This window comes from Paenibacillus sp. Cedars, assembly GCF_003184205.1.
GTDB classification, from domain to species: domain Bacteria; phylum Bacillota; class Bacilli; order Paenibacillales; family Paenibacillaceae; genus Paenibacillus_AQ; species Paenibacillus_AQ glucanolyticus.
This window is the reverse complement of the sequence record NZ_CP020866.1, coordinates 2,010,435-2,032,169: the sequence shown is the minus strand read 5'-3', so window position 1 is coordinate 2,032,169 and position 21,735 is coordinate 2,010,435. Positions and strand designations below refer to the sequence as shown.

General features: G+C 50.5%; 20 protein-coding genes. 5 read left to right on the top strand and 15 right to left on the bottom strand.

What is annotated here, in order from left to right:
* Positions 1–309: 309 nt before the first annotated feature.
* Positions 310–546: a ferredoxin family protein gene (locus B9D94_RS11180; RefSeq protein WP_006211042.1), complete on the bottom strand. Its 237-nt coding sequence runs from the start codon at positions 544–546 to the stop codon at positions 310–312.
* 284 nt (positions 547–830) lie between these two features.
* On the opposite strand from B9D94_RS11180, the gene B9D94_RS11175 reads away from it, so the two are divergent.
* Entirely contained in the window at positions 831–1,478 is a 648-nt protein-coding gene (locus B9D94_RS11175; RefSeq protein WP_076150534.1) for a helix-turn-helix transcriptional regulator, read from the top strand.
* A gap of 116 nt (positions 1,479–1,594) precedes the next feature.
* Here the strand turns inward: B9D94_RS11175 and B9D94_RS11170 are convergent, their stop codons facing one another.
* A complete protein-coding gene (locus B9D94_RS11170) occupies positions 1,595–2,704 on the bottom strand; it encodes a PQQ-dependent sugar dehydrogenase (RefSeq protein WP_036642385.1) in 1,110 nt (369 codons plus the stop codon).
* Positions 2,705–2,731: 27 nt separating this feature from the next.
* Entirely contained in the window at positions 2,732–4,240 is a 1,509-nt protein-coding gene (locus B9D94_RS11165) for a UDP-N-acetylmuramoyl-L-alanyl-D-glutamate--2,6-diaminopimelate ligase (RefSeq protein WP_148247019.1), read from the bottom strand.
* 282 nt (positions 4,241–4,522) lie between these two features.
* On the opposite strand from B9D94_RS11165, the gene B9D94_RS11160 reads away from it, so the two are divergent.
* Positions 4,523–5,377, top strand: coding sequence for an SDR family oxidoreductase (locus B9D94_RS11160; RefSeq protein WP_063479928.1), 855 nt, complete (start codon positions 4,523–4,525; stop codon positions 5,375–5,377).
* 209 nt (positions 5,378–5,586) lie between these two features.
* On the opposite strand, the gene B9D94_RS11155 is transcribed toward B9D94_RS11160, so the two are convergent.
* The 9 genes from B9D94_RS11155 to B9D94_RS31430 form a co-directional block, all read right to left on the bottom strand.
* Positions 5,587–6,324, bottom strand: coding sequence for a LutC/YkgG family protein (locus B9D94_RS11155; RefSeq protein WP_148247018.1), 738 nt, complete (start codon positions 6,322–6,324; stop codon positions 5,587–5,589).
* Positions 6,317–7,837 carry a LutB/LldF family L-lactate oxidation iron-sulfur protein gene (locus B9D94_RS11150; protein WP_006211049.1) on the bottom strand — a complete coding sequence of 507 codons (1,521 nt, stop codon included), beginning with the start codon at positions 7,835–7,837 and terminating at the stop codon, positions 6,317–6,319. The genes B9D94_RS11155 and B9D94_RS11150 overlap by 8 nt, the downstream gene beginning before the upstream one ends.
* Positions 7,824–8,561, bottom strand: a complete 738-nt coding sequence (locus tag B9D94_RS11145) for a (Fe-S)-binding protein (RefSeq protein WP_006211050.1) — start codon at positions 8,559–8,561, stop codon at positions 7,824–7,826. Before B9D94_RS11145 ends, B9D94_RS11150 begins: the two co-directional genes overlap by 14 nt.
* Positions 8,562–8,663: 102 nt before the next feature.
* Positions 8,664–9,440 (bottom strand): DeoR/GlpR family DNA-binding transcription regulator, encoded by a 777-nt coding sequence (locus tag B9D94_RS11140; protein WP_006211051.1) that lies wholly within the window; start codon positions 9,438–9,440, stop codon positions 8,664–8,666.
* A gap of 31 nt (positions 9,441–9,471) precedes the next feature.
* Complete coding sequence (locus B9D94_RS11135) at positions 9,472–10,941, bottom strand: rhamnulokinase (RefSeq protein ID WP_148247017.1); 1,470 nt, start codon at positions 10,939–10,941, stop codon at positions 9,472–9,474.
* A 78-nt stretch (positions 10,942–11,019) separates the two neighbouring features.
* Complete coding sequence (rhaA, locus tag B9D94_RS11130; protein WP_036642373.1) at positions 11,020–12,285, bottom strand: L-rhamnose isomerase; 1,266 nt, start codon at positions 12,283–12,285, stop codon at positions 11,020–11,022.
* Positions 12,286–12,407: 122 nt separating this feature from the next.
* Positions 12,408–14,477 carry a bifunctional rhamnulose-1-phosphate aldolase/short-chain dehydrogenase gene (locus B9D94_RS11125; RefSeq protein WP_006211054.1) on the bottom strand — a complete coding sequence of 690 codons (2,070 nt, stop codon included), beginning with the start codon at positions 14,475–14,477 and terminating at the stop codon, positions 12,408–12,410.
* A gap of 210 nt (positions 14,478–14,687) precedes the next feature.
* On the bottom strand, positions 14,688–14,993 hold the full coding sequence (locus tag B9D94_RS11120) for a DUF4176 domain-containing protein (protein WP_148247016.1): 306 nt from the start codon (positions 14,991–14,993) through the stop codon (positions 14,688–14,690).
* Between the two features lie 5 nt (positions 14,994–14,998).
* Entirely contained in the window at positions 14,999–15,316 is a 318-nt protein-coding gene (locus B9D94_RS31430) for a hypothetical protein (protein WP_231888185.1), read from the bottom strand.
* Positions 15,317–15,683: 367 nt separating this feature from the next.
* On the opposite strand from B9D94_RS31430, the gene B9D94_RS11105 reads away from it, so the two are divergent.
* Positions 15,684–16,574 (top strand): hypothetical protein, encoded by an 891-nt coding sequence (locus tag B9D94_RS11105; RefSeq protein WP_148247015.1) that lies wholly within the window; start codon positions 15,684–15,686, stop codon positions 16,572–16,574.
* Positions 16,575–16,671: 97 nt separating this feature from the next.
* Here B9D94_RS11105 and B9D94_RS11100 read toward each other — a convergent pair whose 3' ends face one another.
* The 3 genes from B9D94_RS11100 to B9D94_RS11090 all read right to left on the bottom strand — a co-directional run bounded on the left by B9D94_RS11100 (position 16,672) and on the right by B9D94_RS11090 (position 18,839).
* Positions 16,672–17,028 (bottom strand): hypothetical protein, encoded by a 357-nt coding sequence (locus tag B9D94_RS11100; protein ID WP_006211060.1) that lies wholly within the window; start codon positions 17,026–17,028, stop codon positions 16,672–16,674.
* Between the two features lie 101 nt (positions 17,029–17,129).
* The gene (locus B9D94_RS11095; RefSeq protein WP_148247014.1) at positions 17,130–18,212 is read right to left on the bottom strand and encodes a redoxin domain-containing protein; all 1,083 of its coding nucleotides are present in this window, start codon (positions 18,210–18,212) and stop codon (positions 17,130–17,132) included.
* 108 nt (positions 18,213–18,320) lie between these two features.
* The gene (locus B9D94_RS11090; protein ID WP_036642364.1) at positions 18,321–18,839 is read right to left on the bottom strand and encodes a GNAT family N-acetyltransferase; all 519 of its coding nucleotides are present in this window, start codon (positions 18,837–18,839) and stop codon (positions 18,321–18,323) included.
* A gap of 171 nt (positions 18,840–19,010) precedes the next feature.
* On the opposite strand from B9D94_RS11090, the gene B9D94_RS11085 reads away from it, so the two are divergent.
* Both B9D94_RS11085 and B9D94_RS11080 read left to right on the top strand, forming a co-directional pair.
* Entirely contained in the window at positions 19,011–20,837 is a 1,827-nt protein-coding gene (locus B9D94_RS11085; RefSeq protein ID WP_148247013.1) for a DUF2334 domain-containing protein, read from the top strand.
* An 81-nt stretch (positions 20,838–20,918) separates the two neighbouring features.
* Complete coding sequence (locus tag B9D94_RS11080; protein ID WP_063479937.1) at positions 20,919–21,578, top strand: pentapeptide repeat-containing protein; 660 nt, start codon at positions 20,919–20,921, stop codon at positions 21,576–21,578.
* Positions 21,579–21,735 lie beyond the last annotated feature (157 nt).

Here is a 21,735-nt window from a genome sequence, read left to right as displayed (position 1 = left end):
GAGCTACGGTGTCCGTTAATCCCTGCAATCGCTCGATTTCGCTAGAATAACGCCTGCTAGGTCCGTTAGGGTGATGCCTCGCACACATCATTGATTGGTCACGCTATTCTCGCATTCGATCTTTCAATCCCTTGATCCCTTAATCTTTTGATCTGTAGATCTTCCCCCACAGCGGAGGTTTGAGGATAGCCGATCCTTTGGGAGTCCGTTTCACCCCTGCCTATTCCAATAAAAGAAACGGACGGACAACAGAGCGGATAGCCTCAAACCGGAGCGCTTGCTAGCCTCAAACCGGAGCGCCCGAGCGCCCTACTTGTTTTTATAATATTCAACCGCTTTATCGAAGTAATGCTTCTCTTCTTCCGGCAGGTCCTCGAAATAGAAAATAGCGGCCACCGGGCATGCTGCCTCGCAAGCACCGCATGAAATACAGATATCCGTGTCTATGTAGAACTGGTCATCTCCTTCTTCTATACAATCCACAGGGCAAACGTCTACGCATTCTCCCGCTTTCTCTTCGATACAAGCCGAACCAATAACATACATTCGTGATTCCACCTTCCCATGTTATAATTTTTCATTGCCTATCATTTCCAAATAAAGTTTCGTGACCTTGAGACACTTTGTTTTTTTATACTTTTTATACTAAAATATATCATAATTATGTGGTCAATCATGTGGATTGTCAATAAACGGCGTCACATCAAGCTTATAAAACTGCTATTCCGGTTGACTTATAGAAGGTAAAGTCATAAGATGAGACATATTGCTTTTTAACGATTTTTAGTTGTAATAGAAGTAATTCATCGAGAAACAAGGCGGTGATTTTAGTGGATCAGGAAGTCGCATACAGCACTCGCGAGTATATCATGCAAATGTTAAAAATAAATGGTGAACTGAGCACAAAATCCATAACCGAGACATTAGGCATTACCGGCATGGCCGTCAGGCGTCATCTGGAAAGCTTGAAAAATGAGGGCTACATCACATACAGAACCGTGAAGCAACCGATGGGAAGACCCGTTTCCTTATACAGTCTTACCGATTCTGCGGAGGATTTTTTCCCTAAGAACTATCACGCTCTTGCTCTTGACCTGCTCAGCGAGCTGCAGGACGAAGCTGGTGATGAGATGATTTCGCTGCTGTTTGATAAACGAAAAGGTACACTGTTGAACAAGTATACGCCTGCTGTTAAAGCGGATGCCCTGGAAGAGCGTGTTGCAGCGCTTGCCCAAATTCAGAATGACAACGGATATATGGTCGATTACAAAAAGGTAACGGAAGATGAATATATATTCGAAGAATTGAACTGCCCGATATCCCAGGTAGCCAACCGGTTCCAGCATGCCTGCCGCTGTGAGCTTGACCTGTTTCAATCGCTGCTGGAGGCCGATGTGGAACGTACCGAATGCCTCGCCAAGGGCGACAAGAAATGCGTCTACCGTATCCGAAAGCAGGTCGAAAGCGGACAAACATAATATCTGTTATTGCCACTTAAGGCCTCTTCCATACAGGGAGGGGCTTTTTTAGAACGGTACGGTACGCTTCTTCTATCCTATTCTCTCAAACGACAAGACATGTACAATTCTCTGAATTATTCCAGTACAAGCAGCCGGTCATCGTTATCGGAGGGCACACCCCGCCCATCGGTGTTGTTGGTAATGACATAAATTTTGCCGTTATATACTTTCACGTCTCTTAATCTGCCTTCATCCTCCAACACAACATCGAGTGAGGTACTCTCCGGCTGGAACCGGTACAGCTTCTGACCGCGCAGGGTAGCAACATACATCTGATCCTCTTCATCAAAAGCGATGCCCGAAGGAGCAATGGCCGTATCGCCGCTATGGTACACCGGGGTCTTCATGCCCTCTTGCTGCTCATCCCCAAGAATCTCGGGCCAGCCATAATTGCTGCCTGCGGTGATCTCATTAATCTCATCGTGTCCACCAGGCGTACCGGATGGTCCGTGTTCTGAGCTGTAGAATTCTCCTTCGGAATTCCAAGCCAAGCCTTGCGAATTTCGGTGACCTAACGTAAACACATAGGAGCCTGCTGTGGGGTTATCCTCGGGAATTTTTCCATCCAGCGTCAGCCGCAATATTTTCCCCGCAAGATTCTCCTGGTTCTGCGCAAGCTCGCCCTCTCCTGAATCACCGGTAGTCACATAGAGATGATTGTCGGGTCCAATCGCTATTCTTCCGCCATTATGCACATTGGAGCCCGGGATTTTCTCAATGAACGATTCCGCTTCTGTCCATTCATTCCCCTTCTGCTCCAATAGAACCAGCCGGTTCATAACCGATCCGTCCTGATCATAGCTGTGATAGGCGAAGGCTCTTCTGGATTCCTTGAAATCAGGGGCTAATACAAAGCCCAAGAACCCGCCTTCTCCTATCTGGGCAACCGGCTTCTCTGTATGTACAGACTGTCTGTTGAATGCGCCGTCCTGGATCTGAACGATATTCCCTCCCCGTTCGCTGATATAAATCGTTTCTCCGTCAAAATCAATCGCCCAGGGTGTCTTCAATTGTTCAGCAAGCATTTGGTATGGAGTATCGGGGGACTTTTCCTCCCGGCTGACCTCCTGCTCCTGCTCCTGTTCCTGCCGCTCTCCCTCCGTTGACGGGGATGAAGGGCTGGTACAAGCTGTCACAGTCAACAAAATCGCTGCCAACATGATGCCAATCGTTGTTCGTTTCAAGATTACACCTCCCAAGATCGCTTAAGCTTATTGTTCGGGTGACATCATCTGGATGCCGTGCTCCATGACCTGAAGGGAACTCAGCACAACCTCCTCATCGCTGAAAGAATCAACCTGACTCCCCGCTACGTAACGGGTCTCATGACCCCGCCCGGTAATGATAATCCTGTCCTGGTCCCCGGCCATCTCGACCGCACGTTGAATCGCCTCTTTGCGGTTCGGCACTACCTCCCAGTTGACGGCATGATGAGAGCTCAAACCTCCGAGCATCTCAGCTATGATCTGCTCCGGGTCCTCGGAGAACGGATTGTCCGTTGTGAACAACACATAATCCGAATAGGATGCTGCAATATCCGCCATGATCGGCCGCTTGAGCCGATCCCGTTCGCCCCGACAGCCCATCACGCATATCATTTTGCCCGAGGTAATTTCTTTAGCGGACAGCAAGGTTGCCTTGAGCCCATCCGGATTATGGGCATAATCTACAACTACGCGAAAACTCCTGTCTGTCTTTATTTCTTGAAAACGTCCATGAACACCTGCAAAATCCTGAAGACTGTTCCTGATTTCTTGGATCGGAATCCCTTCGAGCAGACAAGTAGTAATGGCCGCCAGCGCATTGTACACGTTGTGTATGCCATGAATCTTCATACTGAAGTCGCTACTTCCCCATGGCGTCTCTACGATAAAGTTGCAGCCGTCCCCGGTATTTTGAATATGCAGAGCACGAACATCCGCCGGGTTATGAATACCGTATGTCACAATCTGTGCGGATGTACGCTTCCCGTAATAGGATGAGGCCGCATCATCAGCATTCAGCACCACTTTTTTCTGCATGTCACGATCACTGTTGCCTAGTTGGGTGAATAGCAGTTCCTTCGTATTGCGATAACTCTCCATGTTCTGATGGAAATCGAGATGATCATGGGACAGGTTTGTAAAAACAACGGTCTGAAAATCACACCCCCGCACTCTTCCCATATCCAGTCCATGCGAGGACACTTCCAACACGCCATACGTGCCGCCATGGGCAACCATCGTATGAAAATATCGCTGTAGCTGGATCGTATCCGGCGTGGTATTCAACGTTTTCTCTACATGATCTCCGATTTTCATATAGAGAGTACCAATAATTCCCGTTTTGCGGTTGGAATCATTCAGCACCTTATCAACCATATGTGTTGTTGTTGTTTTGCCGTTCGTCCCCGTAATCCCGATCAATTTCAGCTGCTCGGTAGGATTACCGAAAAAGGAGTTGGCTAAAATGGGAAGCACCCTTCTTGTATCCGGCACAGTAATCCGCGTAATGTTCCCGGGAAGCTCCGGAAGCTCCTTCTCAGCCATAATGGCAACAGCACCGTTCTGTATCGCATGCTCGATATAATCATGGCCGTCTACATTAAATCCCGGAACGCAGACAAACAATCCGCCAGGTCTGATGGCTCTTGAATCCGTATCGAGATTCGTGATTTCCACAGCAGTGCTGCCTGTAATTGTCTTAAGAATCAGCCGCTCCGTCAGTGATTTCAGGTTCATGTAGGGTACCTCATCTCGTGATGTAATCCATTCAAGGTCCGTTGTGATATTAAGGCGTAGAATTCACGACGATGTATCGTTTTAAACCAGCGTTTCTTATTAACCTAACCAAGCCAGCCCGTTATGAAACAAGAATATGATGACTGGAAGAGATAACCATGTTACGCTGGAAGTAAGCGATTGCAATTCCAATATCGAATATCGATACCAGCCGCTCATATGAACATCAGATTCACTTATTCGTTCTGCTATTTTCATCACTGCTTGAAAGGAGAATAATCGATGGGACCATTCACCGACGATTTACTTCAAAACAAAGTCGTATTGATCACAGGAGGCGCAACCGGACTGGGACGTGCCATGGGCGAGAAGTTCGCACAGCTTGGCGCCAAGCTGGCCATATGCGGACGCCGGGAGGAGGTTCTGCAGCAGACGGCTGATGAGCTAAGGCAATTGGGATGCGAGGTATGGCATCAGACCTGTGATGTACGGGATCCTGCGCAGATCACAGCACTAGTCGATGCAGCAGAATTGCATTATGGAGGCATTGATGTGCTTGTGAACAATGCGGCTGGCAATTTTATCAGCCCGACTGAACGTCTTTCGCCACGAGCGGTGGATGCTGTGTTAAATATTGTGCTGCATGGAACTTTCTACACGACCCTTGAGGTTGGCAAGCGCTGGATCGAGCAGGGGAAAAACGGAACGATGCTCAACATTGTCACTACCTACGCTTCAACAGGCTCAGGGTACGTGGTCCCTTCTGCAGCTGCGAAAGCGGGAGTGCTCGCACTTACCCGATCCTTAGCTGTGGAATGGGCCTCATACGGTATTCGTCAAGTAGCCATTGCGCCCGGACCGTTCCCAACTGAAGGCGCATGGTCAAGATTATCGCCGACGCCGGAGCTTGAGCAGAAAATGATCGACCGTATCCCCCTGCGACGCGTTGGCGACGCGGAGGAATTGGCCAACCTGGCCGCCTTTCTCATCTCGGATTATGCCGGCTATATTAATGGGGACGTCATCACCATTGATGGCGGCGAATGGCTGAGGGGTGCAGGCCAGTTCAATGACCTGTCAGAAGTAACCCATGAGCAGTGGGATCGACTGGCCGAGCTGACGCGAAAAGGAAAATAATCTCACACAAAAAAACAACGAGCGACCGAGTAAACTACCATCGACGTGCTTGCAGAAAAACAGAACCCGCTTGGGGGGATGTTCTTCTTGCAACTACCGAGATTTTTACCTTCGCCTGAAAATGATAGAATTCCGACATGCTAAACAGCCCCTTGCCTGGAGTATAAACATTCCTATTCCAGGCAAGGGGCTTATTGTTTATCTAATGATTACTCATAAGAATCTACTAGTACGGCATAGACGATGCCGGGTCCGTGAACGCCGATCGTCAGATCATTCTCGATATCGGCAGAACGGCTGGGACCCGAGATGAAATGGATGCCGGCAGGAAGCTGCTCACGTCCGCCTTGATCAAACTGAACCAGAATCTCGCCTAAACGGGTATACATCCGATCGACAGGAATGACGGCAATCAGTACCGTGGGCAGCAGGCTGACCGACCTTCCTTTATGCGGGGCAGATTTCACCGTAATCGAACCCGTGTAGGCCGCTGCATAATCAGCCATCACCACGCCAAAATCGGCCTTCGCGGCGACAGCTCTCCAGTCCGTGTCGGCAGCTTCGTTCCAGGAGAGAATCATGGCCTCCGGCAAACTCTCTTCAAGTTCTAAAAGGTCCAGAGCCTCTTCCCGTTGACGAAGAATCGTGGCCGCACTCATCTCCAGTGCCTTATCTCGAATAAACCGGCTTACCTCTTCACGATTGCTTACCCTGACCGCATGGCCTCCGGCCGCTTCAAAGTTCGCGGTAAATTGCGTAATCTTCTCTTCCAGCGGCCACTGGAATTCATGCCAGAAATCAGGCGCACCGCGAAAAGGATGCTCCGGAGCTGACCGAACGCGGTCTCTTCCCAGCTTCGCGGCAATCCCATCCATGAACAACTCCTGTTTCTTGCGCGAGCGTTCTTCCAGTTGGCTTAACCACCCGCCGTCTGCATGGTTACCCATGGGAGTCCTCCCCCTTTCGCGACTTCTGCTGCTGAAGCCGTTCCTTCAATCGGTTTGCGATTTCAGGCTCCATCTGCCCGGAGGTTCGGCGGATATCCCGCTCCATCTCCGGCCACCGATCCCGGAAGGACTGCTTAGGCAGACTCGGGGTCACTCGGTACGAGTTCCATCCTTTCAACGGGCCGATCCGTGTCCGAATCTCCCCGTTTCGAACGACAAACTTCTGCCCCCATTTCCCCAGGGATACCACGCTGCGATAACGTTTGGCATTACCCATTATCGCGGAGAAGCCCTTCATCCCCATGGCTTCCAACTTGTCACCGCGTCCGGCCTCAATCTTTCTTCGCCGTAAGGATACCAGCATATCGTGGAGCGGAATCTTCACAGGACATGCCTCATAACATGCTCCGCACAGACTCGATGCGTTGGCGATATCATCCCATTCCGCGACATTCTTGTTTAACGCCGGAGTCAATACGGCACCGATCGGACCGCTGTAGGTGCCTCCGTATGCGTGACCGCCAATATGGCGATATACGGGACAGGCGTTCAGGCATGCGCCGCAGCGAATGCAGTTGAGCAGCTCCTGGAATTCCGGATCGCCGAGCTGGAGAGAACGCCCATTATCGATGATGATAATATGCATTTCATCAGGTCCATCGGCGTCCAGCTCTCTCTTGGGACCACTGATTCCAGACATATAGACTGTCAGCTTCTGGCCGGTCGCTGACCGCGGGAGCAAGGTGGCCATCACTTCCAGGTCAGCCCATGACGGGATGATCCGCTCCATTCCCATAAGCGTTATTTGCGTCTTGGGCACGGTGGTCACCATCCGGGCATTGCCTTCGTTCTCGAACAATACCATCGATCCCGTCTCGGCAATTGCAAAATTACAGCCCGTCATGCCAATATCCGCTTCGAGAAACTTCTCGCGCAGCTTCATTCGTACAAAACCTGCCATGATCGCCGTGTCGGGCGGCAGCGTTTCGCCCGCCTCCTCAGACAGAAGCTCTGCGATCTGATAACGGTTCTTGTGGATCGCAGGGATGATGATATGGGATGGGGTTTCATCCGCAAGCTGAATAATGTACTCGCCGAGGTCCGTTTCCACGGCCTCCACGCCGATGGAATCCAGTGCTTTGTTCAAATGCAGCTCCTCGGACACCATCGATTTGGACTTTACGACGGACTTGGCGGACTTGTGCTCCGCGATCTGCAGGGATAGCGCGACCGCTTCCTCCGCCGTCTCCGCAAAGTGGACATGAGCCCCGTTCGCCCTGGCCTGTTCAGCAAACTCATTCAAATAGTAATCCAGGTGAGCGATGGTATGAAGCCGGATTTGACGTCCTCGCTCCCTCCACTCATCCCAGTTACCATGCTCCTCCGACGCCAGCTTTTTGCCAAGCCGCAGCCGCTCTGTTGTAAACTTCACCGCATTGCGCAGAAATTCGTTGTTCAGAGCGTAACCTGCACGTTCCTTAACCGAATGCGCTTTCGATTCAGCTGTGTTCATGCACGCTCACCCCCTCGTACAGAAGTTCGGCCAAGTGCTTGACCTGCACCTTCTCGCCCCGATGACGCAAATTGCCGGCAATATTCATCAGGCAGGCCATATCAAGACCGACCAGCACGGTCGCTTCCGTCTCCAGCACATGATCGCTTTTCTCAGTGACCATGGCTCCCGAAATATCCGCCATCTTCACGGCAAACGTGCCTCCGAACCCGCAGCAATCCTCAGCAAAAGGCAGCGGTACAAGCTCCAGCCCCTTCACCTGATTCAACAGCTTCATCGGTTCATCCTTAACGCCCAGCAGACGGCTGCCGTGACAGGAGGGATGGTAGGTTACCTTTTGCGGATAAACGGCTCCCACATCAGTCACACCGAGCACATCGACAAGGAACTGGGTAAACTCATAGGATTTGAATTGAAGCGCTTTCGCTTTTTTCAGGTAGAGGGGATCGTCCTTGAACAGATCCGGATAATGATGAATCATATAGGTGCAGGAACCGGAAGGGGAAACAACGAAGTCACTATCTTCGAAAGCGTCGAGAATCGTCCTCGCGCTTATTCGTGCATCCTCCCAGTAACCGCTGTTATAGGCCGGCTGACCGCAGCAGGTCTGAATTTCCGGGAATTCCAAATGAACACCGTACCTGGCCAGCAGCCTTGCCATGGATTCAGCCACCCGCGGGAACAAGGCATCACTGAGGCAAGTAACAAACAACGAAATCTTCATGATTTTCACCCCGCTATCATCAGGATATGGACCGATTGATCGGTCTCTGGCAAGAACCCCCCGACCTCGGGGGGATTCCAATGTTGATGTCCATTCGCTGCTCTACACAGATTGAATGGTGATGCCTAAAGCTCGATAAGGATCGGCTTCCTCTTCCGTTAATCTCCTATCCGTAATAATCAGATTCACTTGAGACAAGTCGGCCACCTGGGCAAAAGCCTGAGCACCGAATTTGCTGGCATCGGCAAGCACAATGGTCTCATCCGTCATTCCAATCATTTTATGCTTTATTCTGGCCTGAAGCTCGTTGGATTCGCTAAGTCCCCTGTCCAGGTGCACGCCCTTGCAGGACAGAAAGGCTTTATCCACGTAATAAGCATCAAGAGAGCGTTCCGCAAGCGGACCGACAAAGGACAACGAGCGGTGTGCCAGAATGCCGCCGGTAGATATAACCTGGACGCGCTCCTTGGTGCTTAGCTCGGCAGCCACCTTGATTGAATTCGTCAATACCGTAATCGGAATATCCGGTATGATTTTTGCCATATACCAGGCCGTTGAGCTGGCATCAAGCAAGATACGGTCATTCGGATGGATTCGCTTGACCGCTTCCTCCGCAATGCGCTGCTTCTCCAGCGCATTCATGATTTCCCGTTCAGCATACGGTATCTCCGGCTGCGAGCGCTGAATTTCCGGTTGATCCTTCACACTAACCGCCCCTCCATGGGAACGGCGCAGGCGTCCTGCTTGCTCCAGCCTGTCAAGGTCACGGCGAATCGTTTCCTCCGTTACGCCGCATAGCTGACTCAGCTCGGAGACGCGGATGCTCCCTCTTTCGTTGACCAACTGTACTATTTTCTCATATCGTTCTGCAACCAGCATATTACCGCCCATCCTTACTATTCGATATATTCTATCTCTTCCGGGTCAGCTGACCAAACACACCACAGGCATCCTCCCATAGTGGAGTATCCTCGGGCTCGTAAGTCTTGACCGGGAATGATTCCCTAATAACGGCACGAGCCTCCCATATATCGGACAACTCGCCCTGTGCAATCCACTGCACAGCCATATTGCCAATGGCGCTGCCCTCTACAGGTCCAGCCCATACAGGCTTGCCGATGGCATTCGCCGTCCACTGGCATAATGTTTCATTATGAATGCCACCGCCTACCATATGCAACCCTTGAAATTTCTGTCCGGACAATTCCTCGGTCAAATCCAGCACATAACGGTACTGCATGGCCAAACTCTCCATGATGCAGCGCACGATGGCACCTTCAGCTTGCGGAATGCGCTGGTTGGTGCGAGCCGCATACTCCCTTACCCGCTTCGGCATGTCTCCAGCCGGGAGGAATAAGGGATCGTCCGGATCAATGAAACATGCAAAAGCAGGTGCTGCATCCGCCATCTTAACCAATTCGGGGTACGAGTAGGATAACCCTTCCCGCTCCCAGGTCCGCTGGCACTCCTGCAGAATCCACAGACCCATGATGTTCTTGAGCAGCCGGTAAGTACCGTATGCCCCTCCCTCATTTGTGAAGTTCAGCTCTCTGGCCCGTTCATGAATGACAGGCTGCTCCACCTCTGTTCCCATCAACGACCAGGTACCGCAGCTTAAGTAAGCAAATGACCGATCCAGTGCCGGTACCGCCACCACGGCGGATGCCGTATCATGCTCGGCAACCGTATAAACCGGAACGGACGCGATCCCCAGCTCCTCTGTTACGGAAGATCTCAAAGATCCAACGGGGGTGCCGGGTTGAACGACTGGATGAAACATCCCATGAGGTATATGCAAAGAATTCATCAGATAATGATCCCAGCTGCCTGAAACCGGATTATACAGCTGCGTCGTGGTAGCATTCGTAAACTCATTAGCCATCTCACCGGTCAAGAAGTAGCGCAGCAGATCGGGAATCATCAAGAACCGCTCCGCTTCTTGAAGCAGATAAGGCTTCTGCTGCCGGATTGAGGCCAGCTGATAAATGGTGTTAAACGGGAGGAACTGAATCCCCGTCCGTTCAAAAATCTCGGAAGGCGGCACGCTTTTCATGACCTGTTCCATCACACCGTCCGTGTGCGTATCGCGATAATGATACGGATTCGTCATAAGCTGGCCATTCCGATCCACAAGACCGTAATCCACCGCCCAGGTATCGATGCCTATGCTTGTCGGCAGTCCGTGCTGCCCTTTCGCCCGCAGCAAGCCCTGCTTCATCTCATGATAAATCCGGAGAACGTCCCATTGTAAGCGGTTGCCAACTCGAACAGGGTCATTCGGAAATCGGTGGATTTCCTTCACTTCAATGGTTCGGCTGCTTAACTGCCCCAGCATAGCTCTTCCGCTGCTTGCTCCAATATCAAATGCAAGAACGCTCAACGTTCTCTTGCCTCCTTGTCAGATCAATTTCCACTGCCCGACACAACGATGATTGCATAAAAAATGATCCTGCTCTACTTATGACCCGAAGCGCTTCAGTAATACGTCCTGCTCATACCGCTTCACTTCGGATAACCATTCTTCCCTGACGGGTACCCCCATGCGTTCGCAGTAGTAATCCCACACCGCTCCAAAGGGATAGGATTTAAACTCTTCCATTAACGCAAGACGGGTTGTGTAATCACCCTCAAGCTCGGCTTGCTTCAGCGTCTCGGTCGGTTCGAGCTTGGCACGAAGCAGCGCCTTAATCGTATTGCGAGTACCGATAACCCAAGCGGCAATGCGGTTAATGCTTGCATCGAAAAAGTCCAGCCCGATATGGGTGACACCAAGCAAGTCATTACGCACAAGCTCGCGTCCAATTTCAATTAATTCATCATCCATAATGACAACATGGTCACTGTCCCACCGCATCGGCCGGCTTACATGAAGGAGGAGCCCTTCCGTAAAGAGCGCGAGTGAGGACAGCTTTCCGGCAATGCCTTCGGTTGGGTGGAAATGCCCTGCGTCAAGGCAAATCAGCTTATTATTCTGAATGCCGTACCCCATATAAAATTCATGGGAGCCGACAACGTAAGCCTCGGAGCCCAGCCCGAACAGCTTGCTCTCTACGGCATCGAGGTTCCAGTCTGGATTGATCTCCTCGGCAAAAATCTCATCCAGCGATGCCTTCAGCCGTTGTCTGGGCGCTAAACGATCAACCGGTATGTCTTTATAACCATCCGGGATCCAGATGTTGGTCACGCAGGTCTGACCCAGCTGTTCACCAAAATAAGCCCCGATTCTGCGTGAAGCCTTGCAATGGTCAATCCAGAATTGGCGAATAGCCGGATCGGCATGGCTTAGCGTAAAACCGTCCCTCGACTTGTCGTGGGAGAAGCAGGTTGGATTAAAATCAAGCCCGATTCCCTGTACTTTGGCCCAATCCACCCAGGACTGAAAATGCTTGGGCTCCAGCTGATCCAAATCCACCGATTCCTCGGTGTCCGCATATATGGCATGGAGGTTCACCTTATGCGATCCCGGAATAAGCGACATCGCTTTTTCCAGATCGGCCCGAAGCTGCTCCGGCGTTCCTGCTGCGCCGGGATACTCGCCGGTTACGGAAATCCCGCCAGACAGCTCCTGATCCCGGAACAGAAATCCGCGAACATCGTCTCCTTGCCAGCAATGGATGGAGATTTTGATACGTTCAAGCTCCGTCAAGATTTCATCTACCTGGATGCCATGCTGCTCATAGAGCTTTTTCGCTTCTTCATAATTCCTTGCAACATCCTGCCTCATCTCATAACCCCCCGCTTGAATGAGGATCGCCGGGTCATAAGAGACCCAGCGCCCGATTATATGAAATATGATATCATCATGATTCCTTGTGGATCGCGTATGTGCATGTGCTTCTATCCAAATTAACGAGTAAATGCAGCCGGCACTCCGCCGTCAATGGTCAGCATGCAGCCGGTTGTCTTCGAGGATCTCGAAGAAGCGAAGTAAGCAATGCCTTCGGCAATGTCTTGCGGATATATATTCACAAGAAGAGTCGTGCGTTTACGGTAATGCTCTTCCAGTTGATCCGGTTCAATTCCATAGGCTGCCGCCCGCTCATTTCTCCAGTTCGAGTTCCATATTGCAGACCCTTGCAGAATCGCGTCAGGCAAAATCGTGTTGACTCGGATTCCGTATTCCCCGCCTTCAGCAGCAATGCAGCGGGCCAGATGCGCCTCCAGTGCTTTCGCGGAGCTGTAGGCGGTCACGTTTTTCCCGGCATAGACGGAGTTTTTCGAGCCAACAAACACCATGCTTCCGCCGACGCCCTGTACCTTCATTAATTTAAAGGCTTCTCGGGCTACAAGGAAATACCCCGTCCCCAGAACGTTCATGTTCAGGTTCCATTCCTTCAGGCTAGTCTCATCAAACGGACTGGATGTTGCAAGGCCCGCGTTATTGATAATGATATCAACGCCGCCATAGGTTATTGCCGTTTCACGATAGGCGCGTTGAACCGCCTCTTCATCGGTTACATCCATTTTAACAGCAAACGCCCGATGATCTCCGTATTTTGCATTAATCTCCTCGGCAACCTGCTGCGCTCCTTCTAAATTTAAATCGGCCAGCACAACATGCGCTCCCCCGGACACCAATCGACGGGCCGTTGCACTGCCGATCCCGCCTGCCCCGCCTGTGACGAAGGCAACCTGACGGGAGAACTCCGTCTCGGCAGGAGCGAGGGACAATTTGTACAGCTCAAGCGGCCAGTACTCTACATTGTAAGATTCATTCTCGCTCAGGGACACAAAATCACCCAGTGCCGTCGCCCCCCGCATAACCGCAATCGCCCGATGGTACAGGGCACCGCTGACTTGCGACATTGCCCAGCTCTTGCCGGTATTAATCATCCCGATTCCAGGAATAAGAATGACGCGCGGAGCTGCTTCGAACATAACATCACCTTCATGGCGGTTTCGTTCAAAGTACGCTTTATACTGCTCTTTGTAGTCTGCAATGCCTTCAATCAGCTTCGCCTTAAGGCCTTCCACATCGTCAGCATCCGGTGTCCAATCGATGAAGAGGGGAACAACCTTGGTATGGACCAGATGGTCTGGGCATGCCGCTCCGACCTGGGATAGCTTGGGGGCATCGCTGCCGCCGACAAAGTCCAGCACATCGTCCTGATCGTCAAAAGACAGGATCATCTTCTTGACGTCACTCACAGCACCACGAACGGCAGGCATCACCTCTGCCGCAATGCTGCGGCGTACCTCAGAGGCCAACGGGGCAAATTTGCGCCCGCCAAACAGCTTGTCGTTGTTAACTCGGGCTTCGATGAAAGCCTCTGCTTCGCTAATGATACGAATTGTTTGCGCATAACATGCCTCAGAGGTATCTCCCCAGGTTACGAGACCGTGCTTCTCCATGAGAACAAGCTCAGCTTGGGGATTCGCCAGCACCCCTTCCGCAATCATCTTCGACAGTGTGAACCCGGGTCGTACATACGGAACCCATACGAATCGGTCGCCAAAGATTTCTTGGGCCAGTTCCTTGCCGTTATGAGCGCAGCATAAGCTGATGATGGCATCGGGATGCGTATGATCCACATGCCGGAACGGCAAGAACGCATGCAGCAGCGTTTCAATGGAAGCGCGAGGATGCTTGGCATCCACCATGCAGTGGCCCAGATAAGCCACCATTTCCTCATCGGACATCGATTCCCTCTCGAACAATGGCCGAATATCCTCCAGTCGCAAGCCTGTGAAATTGCCCGATTTCATGGTTGCAAGGTCGGAGCCGCTGCCCTTCACATACATGACCTCTACATCTTTGCCTCGGAAATCCTGAATCGTGGTTTTGCTGGATGTGTTGCCGCCGCCCCAATTGCAGACGCGCCGATCCGCCCCAATCAAATTGGAACGGTATACAAGCTCATCCAATGTATTTTGTGTCTGCTGCGCTGTAGATTGTTCCCATAAGCTCTGAACCATGAAGTTTCCCCTCCGATTGACCATATGAATTTGCTTTCATTTGATTCCTATATTAACATTTCCGTTTATGTTTGAATAGTGTGTTTTTCAAAAATAAACAAAGATCATTTATCTGTTTTTTTTGTTTTGTTATTTAATACACGTTCCTCTGAAAACAAAAAAAGCAGCTCCGCTGGAGATGCCTCCATACCGAGCTGCTGTGTAATAGAGCTATGATTTATCCGCGCCTGCGGATTGCGCCATTTGATCAGCTTTTTCAATCCCTTCAATCAGCGCATCGCGAAATGCGATTTCATCGTCGTTAATATATCCCCAAAATACAACCTCCGATATATCCTCATGGTTAAAAAAGATGTTGGAATCCTTCGTCAGATTGCCATGAGGGTAGAAGCAGGCGACATAATCCCAACGCTTCAACGTCTTGGAGTCATTCTGCATCCGCCCATATATCATCAGCGTCTGATCCCATTCCTTGAATTTGACCACCGAGCCTATCGGTAGCAGCTGCTGTTCCATGATTATCAACCCTTCATTATGTTTTTGCCTGCCCAATAAACCAACGAAACTACAAGCGGGACTCCCACCAGGTAGGATATACAGATCACTGCCTTTTCCGCGGCCGCATATTCCGCATTCAGTAAATTGGGAACAACCGTGCCGAGCACGCCTACTATGCCAATGACCGTCATTATGTATTTGAACTTCCTCTGTCTATCGTTCATCGGCACTCTGCCTCCTTTTACCCGCTCCACCATGTCACTGCTTAGTTGACCAGACTGAGCAAATTGTGCCGAGACCTGCTCCAGTTGCTCGGGTGTAACCAAAATTCGATTGGACATAAAAAATGACGCCCCTTCTGTCATGCTGCCCGTTCTCGTTAGGCAGTCCAAATACAAATTTCAAATCCTTACACTATTAACCGATCCTTCAAGTGAATAACCACATTTTTCAATTTTAGTAGGTATTCAGGAAAGGAACAATCAAGCGAAGGGTTCATTTCTAGGCTGCTCATATTAGTTATTTAGCACTGGCTAAGCTTTAATTCCTGCACCACCATCCCCTCCGTTATCCCCTATCCCCTCCTTAAGCCCAGATAGGAACCATTCCCAGGTACGGTAATTGATTACATCCCCAGCCCGTTAATAAGGCAGCCTTTCTCCTGTAAATTATAAGCAATTCATCATTACGGAGAGGATGTTAATCATTATGAATCAACCTTCACACGGAACAACCAACCAATTTGTCAAATTGTATAAGCAGGAGACCTGGCTTATGCTTGCAGGGCTGATCGGCTTCTTATTAGCCGGATTTTGCGGGATATGGGTCCTGCTGAATGGAGGACCTGTCGCCCCCGATGGCGATGTCTCCAAAGCAATTTCCTTTACTGCGGCGCTGGGAATATTCACGATTTCAACCGCAGCGATCTTGCCGGTATCCGGTTTACGACCGAGAAGCAAGTCCATCTTCCGCTGCTGTTATATTTTTCTCGTTTTGTTTTCCTATTTTGCCGAGACGGTACAAAATTTCCGCGGTGTCAATCCGAGGTTCGTTCAGAACGGTTCCGCCTTTGATGTGGTCATAGCGATTTCTTTCTCCGCCGTGGCTTTGCTGCTCTTGATACTCTATCTGATTTTTGGGCTTCAGTACTTCCGGAAACAGGCGATGAAAGCACACCCTGAGCTTGTGCTTGGCATTCGTTATGCCATGATCGCGGTGCTGATTTCGTTTGCAGCCGGCATATGGATATCCATCAATGCTGGACGCTTCACCGGAATCGGCGGTAACATCATCTGGCTCCATGGGTTAGGCTTTCATGCTCTTCAAGCAATCCCATTCGTAGCATGGCTGTCCTTGAGAAAATCCTTCAATCCTGCAGCCAAACCGATACTCATCCATATGAGTGGCATCGCTTATCTCCTTGGATTGGTTGCCATCGGCTTGCAAACGCTTCTCGGTTATTCCATTGCCGAATGGTCTTTACTTCCGATTCTGGCCGGAAGCTGTTTTCTCATCGCATTTACTCCTGTCATATGGCTCCTGAGACAAACCAATGCTTCGGCTTCAGCCCTACTCAGCTCCCATGCCCGAAATATATAATCCGGAATTAAAAAGGAGACAGCGCTGGGATATCCCATGCCCTGTCTCTTCTATATAAAACATCATCTGCCGGTGATCACGAGGTTCTTTCTCTATTTTAGATAAACAAGAATGGAATGAGGAATAACAGAGCGATGGCTTCCCAAGCAAATACATTGCCTCCCCAGCCGTATCCTCTTCCGTATCCACCGCCATAGCCATAGCCACCGCCGTAGCCATATGGTGCAAATGCGGATGTTTGCGCACCATTTTTAGCTGACTTTGAAGACTTCTTGCCTTTTTTGCCTTTTGTGGACAATATATATGCGGATGGGTTCGCAAATTCGAGTTCGAGGCCTCGATCATGTACACCGCGAATAGTCCCCACGACTTCAGTTCCATCATGCATGACAGCGCAGATGGATTTGCCGACGTAATTTCTGCATCCGTCTGCCGATATTGGTATTGGTTGCACTTTTTTTCCCCCTCCCAAGCGTTTGTGTATTATATTCCTGCTGGAGGGAAGTCGGCAGAGATAAATGTCCACAAAGCCAAAATTCCGCCTTTTCACCCTGCTTATTCACGCGCTTTACGGTAGGCTTGTTCCATCAGATCTTCGTTTATCGCCCCTTGAAACCGCTCCGAAATGATACCGTTTGGCGATATCACATAGGTAGTCGGATAGGCTACGACCTCATAGCTTTTTGTGTTCTCCCCGTTCCGGTCATATAGAACAGGAAAGGTTAAACCGTTCTGCTCGACAAAAGCCTGCACCTCGCTCATGTTAGTTTCCAGATGCGTCATATTAACTGCCAGAATCACAACGTCTTCGTCTTGATGCTTATCGTAAAAATCCTGCATATATGGCATTTCTACCTTGCAAGGCGGGCACCAGGATGCCCAAAAGTTAAGAAGAACCGTTTGTCCGCGATAATCCGACAGCTTTACCTCCTGTCCTTCCAGGTTCAGGAGTGCGACGTCCGGTGCGCGAAGTCCTGGCTTCAAGCCCTCGATAATATGATCCGCATGTTCTCCTTGACTCGGAGCACCGGCATCTCGCTCGCTGGCCGAATTGGAGGCAAAGTCATAGATTACCCATATGAACAGAGCTGACATGAGAAGCAGCACTGCCCTGTTCCTCCCTAAACCGAGCGTAAGGTAATGGGTTAGCGGCTTCTGGAATTGAAGCCAGCTCAGGATAAGCAGAACACCGAACAATACAATGTAGAACAACGAAATCGTTACACTCGCTCCATCCGCCCACAGCCACTGAAATATCGATCCTGCCAGTCCGCTCGCGAATGCCGACAACATAGCTGACTTGAGCAGCAGACCCGAATTTACCCTGCTCTTATTCCATCGAAGACCAACATAGAGAAGCGCAAGGATGCACCCCAGCCAGATGCCTCGGGTTCCGCCCGTCATATAAATAAGGGACGTCGGATGCTGAAGGGTTCGGATTGGATCAAACAGCAGCATGCCGAATTTCCACGAGATAAAACCAATGATCAGCGCAGTCAAAAAAGTGTCAAGGACCCATTCCCGCTGCGGCTCCTGGCGCAAGCGAATTCGAAGTGCTGCAAGCCCGGCCGCAGCACAGATAAGGAAGAGAACGATATCTGCCCTGATCATCAAAGGACCTATGGGAATAATACTCAAATGCGAACCTCCTACGATATGACAAGGATTAATAATTACCCACAGGGGTATATATGTTAATCATAGTAGATTGCCGCACGGATGTAAACTTTAAGGGGATTGCCTAAATTATGTGATCTTGTCAATGGAATCCCACAGCAATGCAATCTCGGTATGGGTTTTCCCGCCGATGACAATCTCTTTTCGTTTCTGTTCCTGTCCGCCCTTATGTCTATAAAAGTGTTCTGCCGAATTGCCTTCAAGCACCCAGACCAATAAGGAGGTGTATCCCTTCATATTCATATACTCTTTCAGCCTGGCAAACAGCTGGTTTCCATAGCCTTGCCCTTGAATCTCTTCCAACAGATAGACGGCGTAAAGTTCTCCTTCATGAGGCATCTTCTGCTCGCGTTCTGTGCCGTAAGACATAAACCCGTACACCTTTCCGTCTTCATCGGCCACGACAAGCAGCTGCTCGTCCTCCGGCATGTTCGCCAGCTTCCAGCGCCAGCCCTCTACACGATCGGCGGCAGACAGCGCTTGTAAGAAGCGATCGTCCACAATTCCCTTATAGGTTGTTTTCCAACTGTCCACATGCACCTTGGCAATACCTTCAGCGTCATGTTCATTAGCGTATCTGATCTGCATGTTCTTCCTCCTGCTCGTTTTTTCTTCTCTTTGTATTCGCTTGACAGTCATTTGATCCTCTTTTTCGTGCAACACCGTTCCTCAGAAATGGCACGGTGCACCGTCCCCGCATAAATATATGGATATACTCCGCATTACGATCCAGTGTATCCGGGAAAGGAGCACATCTGAATGAATAAAGCACTAATACGCCTTGAAGATATCGGGCCAGGAGGAAATTACGAGAGTGAGGAACAACAAGCCAAATTACTTGTCATCGCTCAGTTCCTACATAATGAAGGAATCCCCTTCCATCTTGCGGTCATCCCGCATTATGTCGATCCAGCACAGAGTATTGACAGGTCTATAACCGATGCGGAAAATGATGTTTCCCTTCGTTTTGTCCTTATGCTCAGAACGCTGCTCACTCTTGGCGCCTCGCTCGGCATGCACGGATATACGCATCAATACGAGGACTCGGTCAGCGGAGACGGGTTCGAGTTTGCCTATCCCGATTGCAGCGCCAATTGTCCCCCCGATGATCGGTCCGACGCTCTCACGTCTCTCCTGCAGCTTCAGCAATCCTATGCGTATCAGCGGGTTCAGCTTGCCGAGAATGCCTTCCAGGCGGCCGATCTGACCGCCGGCTGGTTCGAAACTCCCCACTATACTGCTTCCCCCGTCCAACGGCATATCATCGAGATCTGTAACGGCATTCTATATGAATCCCCGCCATCCGCACCGGATGCGAGGACGCCTGTACTCAAACTCGACCCTGACGATCCATTCTCGAACGGAACCCTCTATGTACCTACCCCGCTCTATTACGTTGCAGGTGACAACATCGAAGAAGATGTAGCTCGTATCGGGCAAACCATAAAGGACTATACGGGCGGGAAGGATCTGGCGTCATTTTTCTACCACCCGTATCTCGAATTCTCATATATTCACCTTCGTGCTAACGGTACTGTCCATTATGATCCGAACTCGCCCCTCAGAAGAATCATTCGCTCCTTCAAACAGGAGCATAAATCCTTTGTCCCCCTAACGTCGCTGACCCCGTTCATACCGGATTTCAGGGAGAGCGGTTTGCTGAATAAACTCACAATCAAGCACCCGACATTGCTGCTTGCCAAAAGAAATCGGCAGCCGGCTCAGTTATTCATTCGAAGTGAAACCGACAACCTATGGTGCATAGCGACTATTCGATTCGATGCTCCCCTTCGGCTCCATAACGGCGTGTTGTCCATACGCCCGTTATTGACGGGTTGGCCGCTCCATCCGGGCGGCACGGCAATGACAGGGGATTATGATGGGGACGGAAGGATGGATACGGCCGTGTGGTATGGGGAGCTTGGATTGTGCGAGGTTGCCCTTGGCACAGGCACCACCTTATGCCCGGCGGGTGCATGGCTGTCAGAAGCTGAAGTCATGAACTGGGAGTGTTTGACCGGTGATTTTGACGGGGATGGCAGGCATGACTTATGTTTATGGAATCCTCACAGCGGAAAAGCCGCCATTGCCTACAGTTTCGGTAGCGGCTTTGCTACTCCTGTTATTCAGAACAAGGTTGCTGTACGTGAAGGAGAAATTCCCTGCATAGGGGATGTGAATGGGGACGGCTTGGATGACCTCGTCGTTTGGAATCCTGCCACTGGAACCTGTCGGGTCTGGCTAAGCAGTTGCAGAGACCTCCTGGATGCCGGTATATGGTATTGGGCCCATAACCTGAGCGACTCGCAGCTATCGGTGAGGCTTGGTGATGTAGATGGCGACGGGTATGAGGATTTGGTGCTTGTTGATCATAAAACGGGCAGCTGGTCTGTTCACTACAGCTCGGGAGCCGCCTTCGGTCCACGCGAAGCTCTATTTGGCCCATGGATATCTGGAGAACAGATGATCCCATTCGTTGGCGATCTGACCGGTAAAGGCCGAGTCAGTCTGCTGGCATGGTCGCCCCAGCTTCTTGGCGGAACTTTGGATGCTGCGATCAACATCAAGGACCGGACAATGGATTAAGGACATGATATACTTCTATACAATAAAGCCTGCGATTAGCCGGAAGTTCATCATCCTTATTCCCATTTTGGAGGAAAGATCATGCCATCCAACCATTCAGCACCCGTCAAAATCGTGAAGCCCAAGCTCCCCAAGCAGCTTGAACCTTTGATCCTGTCCGATGCAGGTGTCGACGATGAAGCTTCGTTTGAGCAATCCACCTGTCAGGACGAAACCTTATCATATGTTGCAGCCAACAAGGTTCTGTTCGATCAAATGATATTCAATAACGTTACATTCCAGCACGTCTCCCTCCACCACGCCGAACTTACAGATATCGTGTTCAATCATTGCGACTTATCCAACGTGGATCTCAGCGAGGCTATCATGTACCGTGTGCAATTCAATCATTGCAAAATTCTAGGGCTCGACCTAACGGCAGCCACCATCCGTAATGTGCTGTTTGATCACTGCACAGGGGATTACGCCACGCTTCGCTTTGCTAACATGAAGCAGGTTTCCTTTCAATCCACCTCCCTTGTAAAATCGGACTTTTACCATTCTGAATTAAGCAAAGTGGAGTTTCTGGATTGTCAGATCGATCAATCGCAATTCTCCGGCACGAAGCTGGCAGGGATTGATTTAAGCCGTACGGACTTCCATAACATAGGCGTTACGCTGGAGGATCTGCAGGGATGCATCATTTCGCCGCATCAGGCCATTCCTTTAACCAAAATATTCGGTCTTGTCGTAAAGGAATAACAGCGCGTTATGCTCGCAGGCGGGATGTAGATTGTCAGCCCAGCTGCCCGCCCGCAGCGATCGGGATGACCAGAAGGAAAATGCTGCACCAAGGTGCCTAACTTGGAGGAACAGTTTGTTTTGATTCCGATGGGGACTGCCGGGGAAATCCGCGAGA